This window comes from Streptomyces sp. NPDC086077, assembly GCF_040686175.1.
In the GTDB taxonomy this organism is placed as follows: Bacteria; Actinomycetota; Actinomycetes; order Streptomycetales; family Streptomycetaceae; genus Streptomyces.
In genome coordinates this window covers 1-15,283 of sequence record NZ_JBFBJT010000163.1, presented here as the reverse complement: position 1 = coordinate 15,283, position 15,283 = coordinate 1, and the positions used below count along the sequence as shown (strand labels likewise).

The following is a 15,283-nucleotide window of genomic DNA, read 5'->3' as shown; positions in this document are numbered from 1 at the left end:
TGGGACTCCCTGCTCGCCAAGCTGATCGTCACCGGCCGCACCCGCGCCGAGGCCCTCCAGCGGGCCGCACGCGCCCTGGAGGAGTTCCAGGTCGAGGGCATGGCCACCGCCATCCCCTTCCACCGCGCGGTCGTCAAGGACCCGGCGTTCGCACCCGAACTCACCGGCTCCACCGACCCCTTCACCGTCCACACCCGCTGGATCGAGACCGAGTTCGTCAACGACATCACACCCTTCACCGCACCCGCCGACGCGGAGGCGGAGGAGGAGCTGGACCGCGAGACGGTCGTCGTCGAGGTCGGCGGCAAACGGCTGGAGGTCTCCCTCCCGTCTTCCCTCGGCATGTCGCTGGCCCGCACCGGCCTCGCCGCCGGCGCCAAGCCGAAGCGCCGCGCCGCGAAGAAGTCGGGCCCGGTCGCGTCCGGCGACAGCCTCGCCTCGCCGATGCAGGGCACCATCGTCAAGATCGCCGTGGAGGAGGGTCAGGCCGTCAAGGAGGGTGACCTGATCGTCGTACTCGAAGCGATGAAGATGGAGCAGCCCCTGAACGCCCACAAGTCCGGCACCATCAAGGGCCTGACCGCGGACGTCGGCGCGTCGATCACGTCGGGCGCGCTGATCTGCGAGATCAAGGACTGAGCGGTCGTACGACATTCTGAGCGCCCGGCGGACCGGCTTCCCGCGTCCGCCGGGCGCTTCGTTTCCCGCGCGGCGTGGGCAAGCCGGTGCCGACGGTGAGCCGGCGCCGTGGGCCGGACGTACGCAGGCCGGGTGTGCGGCGCTCGCCGCCGTCCCGCTCGCAGCCGCTCACGACGGCGCCGGGAACACTTGACGGACCGCCCCCTCAGGGCAGCCCGCTCAGTCGCGGGTCACGGCCTGTCACCGGCGCCGCAGATCGGCGACCCTGGCCCGTTCCCCGCCCGGCGACTGCTCGCCGAGGACGGCTGCCGTGCGCAGCGGCGACCCGGCGCCCGGGACCTGGCCGCGCCGGGGGCCCGGGAGCGGGACGTCCCGGCGCTGCTGGCGCGCCGGGTTGCCCTCACCGCCCGCGGTACCGGAGTTTCCCGAGGCTCCCGTGCCGGCCACGGCGATCTGGACACCCTGATCGGCCAGCGCCTGCAGCTCGGTGGCGGCTCGGTCGTCGTGGGCCGGCGGCTCGTCCGTCACGAGGCGGGTGATCACATCGGTCGGGACGGTCTGGAACATCGTGTCCGTACCGAGCTTGGTGTGGTCCGCGAGGACCACGACCTCGGCGGCGGCCTGGACGAGAGCCCGGTCGACGGAGGCCGAGAGCATGTTGGACGTGGACAGACCGCGTTCGGCGGTCAGGCCGCTACCGGAGAGGAAGGCCCGGGACACCCGCAGCCCCTGGAGGGACTGCTCCGCGCCCGACCCTACGAGGGCGTAGTTGGAACCGCGGAGCGTGCCGCCGGTCATCACCACCTCCACCCGGTTGGCATGGGCCAGGGCCTGTGCCACGAGCAGGGAATTGGTGACGACTGTCAGGCCGGGGACCCGGGCGAGCCGGCGGGCCAGCTCCTGGGTCGTCGTACCGGCCCCGACCACGATCGCCTCGCCCTCCTCCACGAAGTTCGCGGCGAGGTCGGCGATGGCGGTCTTCTCGGCGGTGGCGAGATGCGACTTCTGCGGAAAGCCGGATTCCCGCGTGAATCCGCCCGGCAATACCGCACCGCCGTGCCGGCGGTCTAGGAGTCCTTCTGCCTCGAGTGCGCGCACGTCCCGCCGTACGGTCACTTCGGAGGTCTGGACGACGCGGGCGAGCTCACGGAGCGACACGGCCCCGTTGGCGCGCACCATTTCGAGGATCAACTGGCGACGTTCTGCAGCGAACACGAAACTGACAGTAACCCCAACGACCGTCTGCTTTCAGCAGTTTGCGCCGAATAACAGAAGTTGTTCGCACACGTCTACGGGAAGTGGTATAGCAGCCTACCCACGCCGCCTATGCCGAACGCATGGTCGGCGACTCCCCGTGACCAGCGAGGAGTCACTTTCGGCCGCGGGAAACGTCAGCCCTCGCCGGTGGCCTTCCGGGTGTGGAGCTGGCGGGCCACCTCCGCGATCGACCCCGAAAGGGAGGGATAGACGGTGAACGCGTTCGCGATCTGTTCGACCGTCAGATTGTTGTCGACGGCGATCGAGATCGGATGGATGAGTTCGGAAGCGCGCGGAGCCACCACCACACCGCCCACCACGATCTCGGTACCCGGACGGCAGAAGATCTTGACGAAGCCGTCCCGGATGCCCTGCATCTTCGCGCGCGGGTTGCGCAGCAGCGGCAGCTTCACCACCCGGGCGTCGATGACACCGCCGTCGACGTCGGCCTGGGTGTAGCCGACGGTGGCGATCTCGGGGTCGGTGAAGACGTTGGACGAGACGGTCTTCAGGTTCAGCGGGGTCACCGCGTCGCCGAGGAAGTGGTACATGGCGATACGGCCCTGCATGGCGGCGACGGACGCCAGGGCGAAGATCCCCGTGACGTCACCGGCGGCATACACGCCCGGGGCGCTGGTGCGCGAGACCCTGTCGGTCCAGATGTGCCCGGAGTCCTTCAGCCGGACCCCGGCCTCCTCCAGCCCCATGCCCTCGGTGTTCGGGATGGCGCCGACGGCCATCAGGCAGTGCGAGCCGGTGATGACCCGGCCGTCGGAGAGGGTGACCTCGACCCGGTCGCCGACCCGCTTGGCGGAGGCGGCCCGCGAGCGCGCCATGACGTTCATGCCGCGCCGCCGGAAGACGTCCTCCAGCACGGCGGCCGCGTCCGGGTCCTCGCCCGGCAGCACCCGGTCCCGGGACGAGACCAGCGTGACCTTGGACCCGAGCGCCTGGTAGGCGCCCGCGAACTCGGCACCGGTCACACCCGATCCGACCACGATCAGCTCCTCGGGGAGCTCGTCGAGGTCGTAGACCTGCGTCCAGTTCAGGATCCGCTCGCCGTCGGGCTGGGCGTCGGGCAGCTCACGGGGATGCCCTCCGGTGGCGATGAGCACCGCGTCCGCGACGAGCGTCTCCTCGGTTCCGTCCGCGGCCCGCACGACGACCTTGCGCGACCCGTCGAGCGCCTGCATGCCCTCGAGCCGCCCCCGCCCGCGCATCACCCGCGCGCCGGCCCGCGTCACCGCGGCGGTGATGTCGTGCGACTGGGCGAGCGCGAGCCGCTTCACCCGTCGGTTGACCTTGCCGAGGTCCACACCGACCACGCGGGCGGCCTGCTCCACGTGCGGGGTGTCGTCGGCGACGATGATGCCCAGCTCCTCGTACGAGGAGTCGAAGGTGGTCATCACCTCGGCCGTGGCGATCAGGGTCTTCGACGGCACGCAGTCGGTCAGCACCGACGCTCCGCCCAGACCGTCGCAGTCGACGACGGTCACCTCCGCACCGAGCTGGGCGGCTACAAGCGCCGCCTCGTATCCGCCGGGTCCGCCACCGATGATCACGATCCGAGTCACGTACTCCATTGTCCCGCACCCTTCAATGTGCGACTGCCCCGGGGGGCTGCCCGAGCTACCACAGGTACCCCTGACACGGAAGTGACGCGCTGGCCGACTGCCGTACTCTCGACCCATGTCGCTCTACGCCGCTTACGCCGGCAACCTCGACGCGCGGCTGATGTCCCGCCGCGCCCCCCACTCGCCGATGCGGGCCACGGGGTGGATGAACGGCTGGCGGCTGACGTTCGGCGGCGAGCACATGGGCTGGGAGGGCGCGCTCTCGACGCTCGTCGAATCACCGGGTTCCCAGGTCTTCGTCGCCCTCTACGACATCGCACCCATGGACGAGGAGTCACTCGACCGGTGGGTGGGCGTCGGCCTCGGCGTCTACCGCCGGATGCGCATCCGCGTCCACACCCTCGAGGGCGAGGAGGGCGCCTGGGTCTACGTCCTCAACGGCTACGAGGGCGGTCTGCCCTCCGCCCGCTACCTGGGCGAGATCGCGGACGCCGCGGAATCGGCCGGCGCGCCGCACGACTACGTGACGGAGCTGCGGAAAAGGCCCTGCTGACGCAGGCCTCCCGCTCCTAGACTTGAGGGATCGACGCCCAACGGGAGATCGCATGTCCCCCACCACGTACGACGTCTACTTCACGGTGCAGGCGGCCGACGCCCGTGACCGGCTGGAGGACCGGCAGCGCATCGCCTTCGACAAGGGCATCGCCCTGCTGGCCCGCGACCCCTTCCTCTCGGTGTCGCGCCCCATAAGCGCCACCGGCGACGACCGTACGATCCGGCTCACGCAGAACATCATCGTGGAGTACACGGTCAGCCGGGGCCGGCTGCTCATCTTCATCGTCGAGGTCTTCAACGACAAGGACGTCCTCATCACCGACGAATGACGTGCCGACCCTCCTCGTCGGAAACGACAAGACAACGATCGCAATCCCGTGACCTCTGTCATCTACGCGCGTAGGACCAGACCGGCTACCCTCGTCCGCGTGAACGCATCTCTTCTTCCGGACGACATCCAGGGCGACCCCTACGCCGCCGCCGACGCCGCCGCCGCGCGCCTGCGCGAACTCACCGGCGCCGAGTCCCACGACGTCGCCCTCGTGATGGGCTCCGGCTGGGCACCGGCCGTGGACGCGCTGGGCGCCCCCGAGGCCGAGTTCCAGGTCACCGAGCTGCCCGGGTTCCCGCCGCCGGCGGTCGCCGGGCACGGCGGCAAGATCCGCTCGTACCGGATCGGCGACAAGCGCTCCCTGGTCTTCCTCGGCCGTACGCACTACTACGAGGGCCGCGGCGTCGCCGCCGTCGCGCACGGCGTCCGCACCGCCGTCGCCGCCGGCTGCAAGACGATCGTCCTCACCAACGGCTGCGGGGGCCTGCGCGAGGGCATGCGACCCGGCCAGCCGGTGCTGATCAGCGATCACATCAACCTCACGGCGACCTCCCCCATCGTCGGCGCGAACTTCGTCGACCTGACCGACCTCTACTCACCGCGCCTGCGCAACCTGTGCAAGGAGGTCGACTCCACGCTGGAGGAGGGCGTCTACGCCCAGTTCCCCGGTCCGCACTACGAGACGCCGGCCGAGATCCGCATGGCCCGCGTGATCGGCGCGGACCTCGTGGGCATGTCGACGGTCCTGGAGGCCATCGCGGCACGCGAGGCGGGCGCGGAGGTCCTCGGCATCTCCCTCGTCACGAACCTCGCCGCGGGCATGACCGGAGAGCCCCTCAACCACGAGGAGGTCCTCCAGGCGGGCCGTGACTCCGCCACCCGGATGGGCTCCCTCCTGACCCAGGTCCTGGACCGCCTGTAGCCCTGCGGCCGCGCCACGCCCCGCCCGCGCCCGCGGCGGTCTACGGTCGGGCGCACGACGCCGCACCCGCCCACGGCGGGAAGGGGCCGTGCCGGGGGGGTGTCCGCCCGCGGCGGTTGGCGCGTCGACACGGTCGAGTAGGTGAGCGACCGATTCCGCGCCGTTGCGAGGACCGACACCCCCGGCACGGCCCCGACCCACGCACCGGCACAAGGCGCCCCAGCAACCAGGCACCCACCGCACAGGCCGCCGCAGGCACGGCGCGCCACCCACGACGAGAGGCTGACCGACCGTGCAAGACGACCTCCTCGCACAGGCCCAGGCATGGCTCACCGAGGACCCCGACCCGGACACCCGCGCCGAGCTCGCCCGCCTGATCGACACCAAGGACGTCACCGAACTCGGCGCCCGCTTCAGCGGCACCCTCCAGTTCGGCACCGCCGGCCTGCGCGGCGAACTCGGCGCCGGCCCCATGCGCATGAACCGCACGGTCGTCATCCGCGCCGCCGCCGGCCTCGCCGCGTACCTCAGGAAGCAGGGCCACGAGGGCGGCCTCGTCGTCATCGGCTACGACGCCCGGCACAAGTCGGCCGACTTCGCCCGTGACACCGCGTCCGTCATGGCCGGCGCCGGCCTCCGCGCCGCCGTCCTCCCCTGCCCCCTGCCGACCCCCGTCCTCGCCTTCGCCATAAGGCACCTCGGCGCGGTCGCCGGCGTGGAGGTCACCGCCAGCCACAACCCGCCCCGCGACAACGGGTACAAGGTCTACCTCGGCGACGGCTCCCAGATCGTCCCGCCCGCCGACACGGACATCGCCGCCGAGATCGCCGCGATCCCGTCCCTCACCACGGTCTCGCGCCCCACCGAAGGCTGGGAGACCCTCGACGACAGCGTCCTGGACGCCTACCTCGCCCGCACGGACGCCGTACTGGCCAAGGACTCCCCCCGCACCGCCCGCACCGTCTACACGGCGATGCACGGCGTCGGCACGGACGTCCTCCTCGCCGCGTTCGCGCGCGCGGGCTTTCCCGCCCCCGCCCTCGTCACCGAGCAGGCCGACCCCGACCCGGACTTCCCCACCGTCGCCTTCCCCAACCCGGAAGAGCCCGGCGCGATGGACCTCGCCTTCGCCAAGGCCCGCGAGACGGACCCCGACCTGATCATCGCCAACGACCCGGACGCCGACCGCTGCGCCGCGGCCGTCAAGGACGGCGGCGACTGGCGGATGCTGCGCGGCGACGAGGTCGGCGCACTGCTCGCCGCCCACCTGGTGAACCGCGGGGCGCAGGGCACGTTCGCGGAGTCGATCGTCTCCTCCTCCCTCCTGGGCCGGATCGCCGCGAAGGCGGGTCTGGCCCACGAGGAGACCCTCACGGGCTTCAAGTGGATCGCCCGCGTCGAGAACCTCCGCTACGGCTACGAGGAGGCGCTCGGCTACTGCGTCGACCCGGACGGCGTACGCGACAAGGACGGCATCACGGCGGCCCTGCTGATCACGGAACTCGCCTCGGTCCTCAAGTCGCAGGGTCGCACCCTCCCCGACCTCCTCGACGACCTCGCCGTGGAGCACGGCCTGCACGCCACCGACCAGCTCTCGGTCCGCGTCCAGGACCTCTCGGTCATCGCCGCCGCCATGCGCCGCCTGCGCGAGCAGCCCCCGACCCACCTCGCGGACCTGCCGGTCACGAGGGCCGAGGACCTCACCCAGGGCACCGACAAGCTCCCGCCCACGGACGGCCTGCGCTACACCCTCGACGGCGCCCGCGTCATCGTCCGCCCCAGCGGCACCGAACCGAAGCTGAAGTGCTACCTGGAGGTGGTGGTCCCCGTCACCGCCCACGCCGGCCTCCCGGCGGCCCGCGCCAGGGCGACGGAGCTGCTGGCGGCGATCAAGCGGGACCTGTCCGAGGCGGCGGGCATCTGAGTCGCCGAAGCAGGTACGGCGGCGCACTCTCCGTCGTCGCCGACGCAGGACTGGAGGGTGAGGTCGCCCCGGTGGAGGCCGTGGGACGGGGTGCCGCGGCCGGGTGAGACGTGGTTGGCGTAGACGCGGTACGTGAAGGTGCCGCGCGGGGTCGTGGCGGTGACGAGTTGGCGCCGACGGCTCCCTCTCCGCCTCCGTCCGCGCGTACGACGACGGCACCTACCGCCGGTCCTACGCCGGTTCGTCCACCACGGCGGCCGCGGTGTCCGCGGGCGACTTCGCCGACGTGCGCCGCCCCTGAGCACACGGCGCCCCTGAACGACCGGCGCCGGGCTGCCCGCGTGGGCGGCCCGGCGCCGTGACGTTCACATGGCGCGTGGACGGGGGCGGCCCCCGGGCAGGCGGAGCCCGGGCCCCCGGAGCCTGGACGCGCCGAGCCTGTGCGCGCGCCTGTCAAGACCGCCCGTCGGACTCACGCCACCTGCCGCGTCCGATCAGTACGCCGACCCCGACGCCCCCAGCGAGCCCGTCGGGTGCCAGACCGTCTTGGTCTCCAGGAAGGCCGTCATGCGGTCGATCCCCGGGGTCGCGAACCAGTCGTCCACAGGCTGTGGACGCAGCACGCGCTTGAGGTTGTCCGCCGCGGCGATCTCCAGCTCCTTCGCCAGCACCTCGTCGGCACCCGCCAGGTCGATCGCGTTGACGTCCTGGTGCGAGGCCAGGGGCGCCGCGAGCTCCGCCGTACGGCCGGACAGCACGTTGACCACACCTCCGGGGACGTCGGAGGTGGCCAGCACCTCGCCGAGCGACAAGGCGGGGAGCGGGGCCTTCTCGGACGCGATCACGACCGCGGTGTTGCCGGTCGCGATCACCGGGGCGACCACCGAGACCAGCCCCAGGAAGGACGACCCCTGCGGAACCACGACGGCCACCACACCCGTCGGCTCGGGGGAGGACAGGTTGAAGTACGGGCCCGCCACCGGGTTGCCGCCGCCCACCACCTGGGCGATCTTGTCGGTCCAGCCCGCGTACCAGACCCAGCGGTCGATCGTCGCCGCGACCTGCTCGGCGGCCTTGGACTTCGACAGCCCCTCGGCGTCCGCCACCTCGTGGACGAACTGGCTCCTGCGGCCCTCCAGCATCTCCGCCACGCGGTAGAGGACCTGGCCCCGGTTGTACGCCGTCGCGCCGGACCAGCCGCCGAACGCCTTGCGGGCGGCGACGACCGCGTCACGGGCGTCCTTGCGCGAGGACTGCGGCGCGTTGGCCAGCCACTTGCCCTTGGAGTCCGACACCTCGTACACCCGGCCGCTCTCGGAACGCGGGAACTTCCCGCCGACGTACAGCTTGTAGGTCTTGAAGACAGAAAGTCGCTCAGACATCGAGGTACGCCTCCAGGCCGTGGCGGCCGCCCTCGCGGCCGAAGCCCGACTCCTTGTAGCCGCCGAACGGCGAGGTCGGGTCGAACTTGTTGAACGTGTTGGACCAGACGACACCCGCGCGCAGCTTGTTCGCGACCGCCAGGATCCGGGAGCCCTTCTCCGTCCAGATGCCCGCGGACAGTCCGTACGGAGTGTTGTTGGCCTTGGCCACGGCCTCGTCCGGCGTACGGAACGTCAGCACCGACAGGACCGGGCCGAAGATCTCGTCGCGGGCGACCGTGTGCGCCTGGGTGACGTTCGTGAAGAGCGTCGGGGCGAACCAGTAGCCGGACGACGGCAGTTCGCAGGCCGGGGACCAGCGCTCGGCGCCCTCCGCCTCGCCCTGGTCGGCGAGCGCGGTGATCCGGGCCAACTGCTCGGCGGAGTTGATGGCGCCGATGTCGGTGTTCTTGTCGAGCGGGTCGCCCAGGCGCAGCGTCGACAGCCGGCGCTTCAGCGAGTCCAGCAGCTCGTCCTGGATCGACTCCTGCACCAGCAGCCGGCTGCCCGCGCAGCAGACCTGGCCCTGGTTGAAGAAGATGCCCGTGACGATGCCCTCGACGGCCTGGTCGATCGGGGCGTCGTCGAAGACGATGTTGGCGCCCTTGCCGCCGAGTTCGAGCGTGAGCTTCTTCCGCGTCCCCGCGACCGTGCGGGCGATCTCCTTGCCGACGGCGGTGGAGCCGGTGAAGGCGACCTTGTTCACGTCCGGGTGTCCGACGAGCGCGGCACCCGCGTCGCCGTAGCCCGGCAGGATGTTGACGACGCCCTTCGGCAGGCCGGCCTGGCGGCAGATGTCCGCGAAGAACAGCGCGGACAGCGGGGTCGTCTCGGCCGGCTTCAGCACGACCGTGTTGCCGGTCGCCAGCGCCGGGGCGATCTTCCACGCCAGCATCAGCAGCGGGAAGTTCCACGGGATGACCTGGCCGGCCACGCCCAGCGGCCGCGGGGACGACCCGAAGCCGGCGTGGCCGAGCTTGTCGGCCCAGCCCGCGTAGTAGAAGAAGTGCGCCGCGACGAGGGGCAGGTCGGCGTCCCGGGTCTCCCGGATCGGCTTGCCGTTGTCCAGGGTCTCCAGGACGGCCAGCTCGCGGGAGCGCTCCTGGATGATGCGGGCGATGCGGAACAGGTACTTGGCGCGCTCGGCGCCGGGCAGCGCCGACCACTTCTCGAAGGCCTTGCGCGCGGCCTTCACGGCACGGTCGACGTCCGCCTCGCCCGCCTGGGCGACCTCGGAGAGGACCTCCTCGGTGGCCGGGGAGACCGTCTTGAAGACCTTGCCGTCGGCCGCCTCGGCGAACTCGCCGTCGATGAACAGGCCGTAGGACGGGGCGATGTCGACGACCGAGCGGGACTCGGGCGCGGGTGCGTACTCGAACACGGAAGCCATGGTGATCAGTCCACCGTCACGTAGTCGGGGCCGGAGTAGCGGCCGGTGGCCAGCTTCTGGCGCTGCATCAGCAGGTCGTTCAGAAGCGAGGAGGCGCCGAAGCGGAACCAGTGGTTGTCCAGCCAGTCCTCGCCGGCGGTCTCGTTGACCAGGACGAGGAACTTGATGGCGTCCTTGGAGGTGCGGATGCCGCCGGCGGGCTTCACGCCGACCTGGACGCCGGTCTGGGCGCGGAAGTCGCGCACGGCCTCCAGCATCAGGAGCGTGTTCGCGGGCGTGGCGTTGACGGCGACCTTGCCGGTCGAGGTCTTGATGAAGTCGGCCCCGGCCAGCATGCCGAGCCAGCTGGCGCGGCGGATGTTGTCGTACGTCGACAGCTCGCCGGTCTCGAAGATGACCTTCAGGCGGGCCGCCGTGCCGCACGCCTCCTTCACGGCGACGATCTCGTCGTACACCTTCATGTAACGGCCCGCGAGGAAGGCGCCGCGGTCGATGACCATGTCGATCTCGTCGGCACCGGCGGCCACGGCCTCGCGCACGTCCGCGAGCTTGACGGAGAGCGGGGCGCGGCCGGCCGGGAAGGCGGTGGCGACCGAGGCGACCTTGACGGAGGAGCCGGCGACGGCCTGCTTGGCGGTGGCCACCATGTCGGGGTAGACGCAGACGGCCGCGGTCGCCGGGGTCGTACGGTCCGTCGGGTCCGGGTGGACCGCCTTGGCGCCGAGCGCCCGGACCTTGCCCGGGGTGTCCGCGCCTTCCAGCGTCGTCAGGTCGACCATCGAGATGGCGAGGTCGATGGCGTACGCCTTCGCCGTGGTCTTGATGGAACGGGTGCCGAGGGAGGCGGCGCGCGCCTCCAGGCCGACCGCGTCGACGCCGGGCAGCCCGTGCAGGAAGCGGCGCAGCGTGCCGTCGGAGGCCGCCGCGTCCGAGAGGGTGTGTGCAGTGGTGGGCATGGTCACCAGACGAGCATATCTACGCGCGTAGCAGCTGTACAGCCCCGTAAAGAGAGCGGGACGGTGCGGGAAGGAAGCGGGATGGACGGGGGCGGGTCCCTGCGGTGGCCTGCAGCGGCTCGCGGTGCATGCGGGGCCGCGGTGACTGCGGGGCCTGCGGAACCTGCGGAGCTTGCCGCGCTCAGGCGGTCGGCGGGGCGCCGCGGGCATACGGCAGAATCGAAGACATGACGACCCCGGACCAGCAGTCACCCGCGCCGCAGCCGCCGCGCCCCACGACCCGGGACCGGATCTACCGGTCGCCCATGGGTCTCGTCGGCGGCGTCCTGGTGCTCGGCCTCGCCGGATGGCTCGGCGTGGACGCGATCATCTCGGGCGAGGGCAGCACACCGTGGCTCGCGCTCGCCACGCTCCTCCTCGTGGTGCCCCTGGTCGTCGCCTTCACCCTGCGGCCCGCCGTGTACGCCGGTGAGGACCGCCTGCGCGTCCGCAACCCCTTCCGCCTGATCGTGCTCCCGTGGGGAGAGGTCGCCTCGCTGCGCGCCGGGTACACCAACGAGGTCGTCAGCAAGGCGGGCGACACGTACCAGATGTGGGCCATACCCGTCTCCCTGCGCGCCCGCAGCCGGGCGGCCCGCAAGGAGGCACGGCGCACGGCGCAGGCCTCGGGCGGCGGCAAGGGCCGTTCCCGTGGCCTCGGCGGGCTGTCGGACGTCGACGTCCATGACGGCCCGGTCCGCGCCGAGAGCGACCAGATCATCCACAACCTGCGCCAGACGCTGGAGGCCCGCGAGGACGCGAGGACGGCCCAGGGCGAGGTGACCGTCCGCTGGGCGTACGAACTCCTCGCCCCGGCGGTGGCCGGAGCGGTGCTGCTGGCGGTACTGCTGGCGATCGGCTAGCGACGACCCTCCGGGCGAGCCGAACCTGACCGGTTCGTGTCGGGCACTCAGGCGAGGCAGGCCGGCACGGGCCCCGGTGCCGACGCGTTCGCGGCGGACGACCTGCCCGCCCGCAACGGCCGACCGCCCGGCCAGACCCGTACCTGGGTCCCCGAGCCCATTCCGCCCCCGCGGCAGTCCGCCCGTCGGCGCATGGCAGGTGCTGTCAGGTGTGTGGGGTGCGGCTCGCGCTCAGTTGGGCTGCCACCGGTGCCATGCGGGTCGGGGGGGGTGCCAGACGCGGCCGTGCCAGGGCTGAGGCGCAGGCGGCCCCGCCGGATCAGCCGTGCGCAGCGGCGACGGGCCATGGCGAGCATGACGTCGGAGGGTTCGATGCCGATGACGTGGGCCGAGCGTTCGGCGGCGGCCGCCAGACCGACACCGGGGCCCGGGCCGACGACGAGCACGACGTCCTGCTCGGCGGGAGCGGCGAGGGACACGACGTGGCGTTCGGTCGCGGCGTTGCCGTGGGCCATGAGCCGGCCGCCGAGACGGCCGAGCGGTCCGCTGGGGCGGCCGAGGCACTTGGCCAGGAGATGCCGGGCGATCCTCTCCACGTCCACATCCGAACACGGGCCGGCGACCGGCGCACGCGGGGACGAGATGTGCGTCGGCTTCGGCGGCACCACTTGCCTGACCTATCGAGAATCGATAGATTCCTATCGCGGGTCGAGTGAAGGAGGGACTGTGGGGCAGATGACGACGCTCGCTCTGCGCGGCGTGCTGGTGGTGTTGCTGGCCGGGTCCGTGTTCGTGCAGGCCGTGATGGTGCCGCTGATCGGGGCCGATCTGGAGGAGGGCACCTCGGAGCTCGCGTATCCGCGAGCGGCGTTCCTCGTGGTCCTGGTGCTCGGCGTGGTCACCGTCCAGGTCGTACTCGTCTGCGTGTGGCGGCTGGTGACCATGGTCCGGAAGGGCACCGTGTTCTCGCCCGCCGCCTTCCGCTACGTGGACGTCGTGCTCTGGGCCATCGCCGCGGCCGCCGTACTGCTGAGCGCGTTCGGGTACATGCTCGCGCCGGGCGAGGCCGTCGCGCCGGGCGTCGTCCTGCTGGTCGGCGGGGCCGTCGTGGCCGCGCTGGGCGTCGCGCTGATCGTGCTCGTACTGCGGATGCTGCTCGCGCAGGCGGTCGCGCGGGAGGTCGAGGCGGCGCGGCTGGAGGCCGAGTTGCAGGGGGTGATCTGATGCCGATCACCGTCGACATCGACGTGATGCTCGCCAGGCGGAAGATGTCCGTGGGCGAACTCGCCGAGCGCGTCGGGATCACGCCGGCCAACCTGGCGGTGCTCAAGAACGGTCGCGCGAAGGCCGTACGGTTCTCCACGCTCGCCGCCCTGTGCGAGGTACTGGAGTGTCAGCCGGGGGACCTGCTGCGGTGGGAGGCCGGGGTGGACGCACAGGACACGGAACGTCAGCCAGCGGCAGCCGGAACCGGGGCCGACGGGGAGCGCGCCCCCGCGAACTAGGCCCGCGCGCTCCGCGCAACAGCCGCGCCCGCCGCGGCGATCCGGTGCCGCACCCCGACAGGCCGAGGGCCGCGCCCCGCACAGGGAGCGCGGCCCTTCGCCGTACGGCGCCCCCGACAGCGCCCACCCGAACCCACCCCTCGGCTCAGCTCAGCAACCGGGCCGCCAGCCCCACCACAGGCACCGCGGCGAACGACTCGGCCTGCGTCAGGGGGTCCGTCAGGGACTCCGACGACATGGGCTTGAAGTCGGCGAGCTGGGTGCCGACGCCGTTGTTGAGGGGGTCGACACCGGTGCCGGCGAGGGGGTTGGGCTTGAGGCCGGCGACGGGGCCCGCCACGTAGCCCACGGAGCCGGTGAGGGCCGCCGCGCCCGCCTCGGGGTCGATGTCGCCGAGGGAGGTCGGGCGGGTGTGCACCATGCCCAGGACGGACTCGGTGTCCGCGGCGGCCGGTGCCACGGACACGCTCAGGGCCGCCCCCGCCGTCGCGAGCACGGCGAGGGCATGCCGGGTGGTGGGCCTGGGGGAGGAGTTACGAGCCATCTTTGGTGCCACCTTGCGATCGCGCTGAGTAAGCAGTTCAGGACACAGGGTAGTTGAGAGCGCTTGTGCGCTTCAATCAGCGACCCACCCCTCCCCAGGGAGCACCGCCCCCGGATTGAGCAGCCCCGTCGGATCCAGTGCCGCCTTCACCGACCGCATGACCGCGATCTCCGCCTGCGACCGACTCAGATGCAGATAGCGGGCCTTGGCCCGGCCCACCCCGTGTTCGGCGCTGATGCTGCCGCCCACGGCCGCCACCCGCCCGAGCACCGCGCCGGTCACCGCCTCCTCGTCCTCCGCCGCCACGTCCAGCAGGTTGACGTGCAGGTTGCCCTCGGCCAGGTGCCCGAAGAGATACGGTCGCCCGCGCCCCGCCAGCACCCCCGGCAGATCGGCGACGAAGCCGGGCACCTCGGCCAGCGGAACCGTCACGTCCAGCTTCAGCGGCACGCCCGCCGCGTTGATCGACTCGGTGTGCCGCTCCCGATAGGCGGCCAGCCGCCGCCGGTCCGCGTCCACGAGCGCGACCGCCGTGTCCCCGGGCCCGGCCTCGTCCAGCACGCCGGCCAGTTCCTCGGCCGGGTCCCGCCGCCCGGCACACTCCACCAGCAGATACACCGGGTACGCCGCACGGAACGGCGCGGGCAGCCCGCTCGCTTCCAGCACCAGCGCCAGCCCTTCGGCCATGAAGAACTCGGCCAGCTCCAGCGACTCCAGCACCCGCAGCCGCGCCACCAGAGCGAGCGCCGCCTCCAGCGAGTCGAGCCCCATCAGCGCGGTCACCCGCTCCGGCAGCCGGGGCACCAGCCGCAGCCGGGCCCGTGTCACCACGGCGAGCGTCCCCTCGCTGCCGACCAGCAGGCCGGTGAGGTCGTACCCGGTGTTGTCCTTGGGCAGCCCGGCCAGCCGGTCCAGTACGGTCCCGTCCGCCAGCACGGCCTCCAGCCCGGCCACGTTGGCGCGGGTGGTGCCGTACCGCACGACCCGCTCACCGCCCGCGTTGGTCGCGATCATCCCGCCCAGCGTCGCGGAGTCCCGGGCGGCGAGGTCGACGCCGAACTCCAGCCCGTGCGCGGCGACATGGCGGTGCAGGTCGGAGAGCACCACCCCGGCGCCCACCGTCACCCGCCCCGCGGCCGGGTCGACCGCCCTGATGCCGTCCAGCCGCCGCAGCGACAGCACCACCTCGCCGCCGTCCGGGGTGGGCACCGACGCACCGACGAGCCCCGTGTTGCCGCCCTGCGCCACGACCGGCGCACCGCCCGCATGACACCGCCGCAGCACCTCGGCCACCTGCGCGGTGTCGGCGGGCCGCACCACCAGGCGGGCCCGGCCCCGGTAGCGGCCGGTGAAGTCGGTCTCG

At 72.2% G+C, this 15,283-nt stretch carries 16 protein-coding genes; 8 read left to right on the top strand and 8 right to left on the bottom strand.

Translation table 11 applies throughout. From position 1 onward, the window contains the following. Positions 1-639 (top strand): biotin/lipoyl-containing protein (locus AB0O67_RS31700; RefSeq protein WP_365457603.1); only part of this gene is annotated, 639 nt, incomplete at its 5' end. 240 nt (positions 640-879) lie between these two features. Here the strand turns inward: AB0O67_RS31700 and AB0O67_RS31695 are convergent. Both AB0O67_RS31695 and AB0O67_RS31690 read right to left on the bottom strand, forming a co-directional pair. Continuing rightward, complete coding sequence (locus AB0O67_RS31695) at positions 880-1,854, bottom strand: DeoR/GlpR family DNA-binding transcription regulator (protein WP_365457600.1); 975 nt, start codon at positions 1,852-1,854, stop codon at positions 880-882. A 176-nt stretch (positions 1,855-2,030) separates the two neighbouring features. Continuing rightward, entirely contained in the window at positions 2,031-3,479 is a 1,449-nt protein-coding gene (locus AB0O67_RS31690; RefSeq protein WP_365457597.1) for an NAD(P)H-quinone dehydrogenase, read from the bottom strand. Positions 3,480-3,585: 106 nt separating this feature from the next. On the opposite strand from AB0O67_RS31690, the gene AB0O67_RS31685 reads away from it, so the two are divergent. The 4 genes from AB0O67_RS31685 (at position 3,586) to AB0O67_RS31670 (ending at position 7,202) form a co-directional block, all read left to right on the top strand. After that, positions 3,586-4,023: a gamma-glutamylcyclotransferase gene (locus AB0O67_RS31685; protein ID WP_365457594.1), complete on the top strand. Its 438-nt coding sequence runs from the start codon at positions 3,586-3,588 to the stop codon at positions 4,021-4,023. A 52-nt stretch (positions 4,024-4,075) separates the two neighbouring features. After that, positions 4,076-4,354, top strand: coding sequence for a hypothetical protein (locus AB0O67_RS31680; RefSeq protein WP_365457591.1), 279 nt, complete (start codon positions 4,076-4,078; stop codon positions 4,352-4,354). 99 nt (positions 4,355-4,453) lie between these two features. After that, positions 4,454-5,278: a purine-nucleoside phosphorylase gene (locus AB0O67_RS31675; RefSeq protein WP_365457588.1), complete on the top strand. Its 825-nt coding sequence runs from the start codon at positions 4,454-4,456 to the stop codon at positions 5,276-5,278. A 292-nt stretch (positions 5,279-5,570) separates the two neighbouring features. Next, positions 5,571-7,202 carry a phospho-sugar mutase gene (locus tag AB0O67_RS31670; protein ID WP_365457585.1) on the top strand — a complete coding sequence of 544 codons (1,632 nt, stop codon included), beginning with the start codon at positions 5,571-5,573 and terminating at the stop codon, positions 7,200-7,202. Positions 7,203-7,696: 494 nt separating this feature from the next. On the opposite strand, the gene AB0O67_RS31665 is transcribed toward AB0O67_RS31670, so the two are convergent. The 3 genes from AB0O67_RS31665 to deoC are packed head-to-tail and all read right to left on the bottom strand — an operon-like array spanning position 7,697 to position 10,969. Further along, positions 7,697-8,584: an aldehyde dehydrogenase family protein gene (locus AB0O67_RS31665; RefSeq protein ID WP_365457582.1), complete on the bottom strand. Its 888-nt coding sequence runs from the start codon at positions 8,582-8,584 to the stop codon at positions 7,697-7,699. Then, positions 8,577-10,013, bottom strand: a complete 1,437-nt coding sequence (locus tag AB0O67_RS31660) for an aldehyde dehydrogenase family protein (protein WP_365457579.1) — start codon at positions 10,011-10,013, stop codon at positions 8,577-8,579. The genes AB0O67_RS31665 and AB0O67_RS31660 overlap by 8 nt, the downstream gene beginning before the upstream one ends. Before the next feature lie 5 nt (positions 10,014-10,018). After that, on the bottom strand, positions 10,019-10,969 hold the full coding sequence (gene deoC / locus AB0O67_RS31655; protein ID WP_365457605.1) for a deoxyribose-phosphate aldolase: 951 nt from the start codon (positions 10,967-10,969) through the stop codon (positions 10,019-10,021). A gap of 227 nt (positions 10,970-11,196) precedes the next feature. On the opposite strand from deoC, the gene AB0O67_RS31650 reads away from it, so the two are divergent. Further along, positions 11,197-11,871, top strand: coding sequence for a PH domain-containing protein (locus AB0O67_RS31650; RefSeq protein ID WP_365457576.1), 675 nt, complete (start codon positions 11,197-11,199; stop codon positions 11,869-11,871). A gap of 47 nt (positions 11,872-11,918) precedes the next feature. Here the strand turns inward: AB0O67_RS31650 and AB0O67_RS31645 are convergent, their stop codons facing one another. After that, positions 11,919-12,467, bottom strand: a complete 549-nt coding sequence (locus AB0O67_RS31645) for a hypothetical protein (protein ID WP_365457573.1) — start codon at positions 12,465-12,467, stop codon at positions 11,919-11,921. Between the two features lie 130 nt (positions 12,468-12,597). Between AB0O67_RS31645 and AB0O67_RS31640 the strand changes: the two genes are divergently transcribed. Then, complete coding sequence (locus tag AB0O67_RS31640) at positions 12,598-13,095, top strand: DUF2975 domain-containing protein (protein WP_365457570.1); 498 nt, start codon at positions 12,598-12,600, stop codon at positions 13,093-13,095. Continuing rightward, positions 13,095-13,376, top strand: coding sequence for a helix-turn-helix transcriptional regulator (locus tag AB0O67_RS31635; protein ID WP_365457567.1), 282 nt, complete (start codon positions 13,095-13,097; stop codon positions 13,374-13,376). Before AB0O67_RS31640 ends, AB0O67_RS31635 begins: the two co-directional genes overlap by 1 nt. A 145-nt stretch (positions 13,377-13,521) precedes the next feature. Here AB0O67_RS31635 and AB0O67_RS31630 read toward each other — a convergent pair whose 3' ends face one another. Next, entirely contained in the window at positions 13,522-13,920 is a 399-nt protein-coding gene (locus tag AB0O67_RS31630; protein WP_365457564.1) for a hypothetical protein, read from the bottom strand. 72 nt (positions 13,921-13,992) lie between these two features. Next, a partial coding sequence (locus AB0O67_RS31625) for an FAD-binding oxidoreductase (RefSeq protein ID WP_365457561.1) occupies positions 13,993-15,283 on the bottom strand: 1,291 nt, incomplete at its 5' end.

Excerpts from the sequence above, each read along its gene's own strand:
- AB0O67_RS31685 (WP_365457594.1), top strand. The coding sequence starts at position 3,586 with ATGTCGCTCTACGCCGCTTACGCCGGCAACCTCGACGCGCGGCTGATG.
- AB0O67_RS31690 (WP_365457597.1), bottom strand. The coding sequence starts at position 3,479 with ATGGAGTACGTGACTCGGATCGTGATCATCGGTGGCGGACCCGGCGGA.
- AB0O67_RS31650 (WP_365457576.1), top strand. The coding sequence starts at position 11,197 with ATGACGACCCCGGACCAGCAGTCACCCGCGCCGCAGCCGCCGCGCCCC.
- AB0O67_RS31665 (WP_365457582.1), bottom strand. The coding sequence starts at position 8,584 with ATGTCTGAGCGACTTTCTGTCTTCAAGACCTACAAGCTGTACGTCGGC.
- AB0O67_RS31630 (WP_365457564.1), bottom strand. The coding sequence starts at position 13,920 with ATGGCTCGTAACTCCTCCCCCAGGCCCACCACCCGGCATGCCCTCGCC.
- AB0O67_RS31635 (WP_365457567.1), top strand. The coding sequence starts at position 13,095 with ATGCCGATCACCGTCGACATCGACGTGATGCTCGCCAGGCGGAAGATG.
- AB0O67_RS31680 (WP_365457591.1), top strand. The coding sequence starts at position 4,076 with ATGTCCCCCACCACGTACGACGTCTACTTCACGGTGCAGGCGGCCGAC.
- AB0O67_RS31660 (WP_365457579.1), bottom strand. The coding sequence starts at position 10,013 with ATGGCTTCCGTGTTCGAGTACGCACCCGCGCCCGAGTCCCGCTCGGTC.
- deoC (WP_365457605.1), bottom strand. The coding sequence starts at position 10,969 with ATGCCCACCACTGCACACACCCTCTCGGACGCGGCGGCCTCCGACGGC.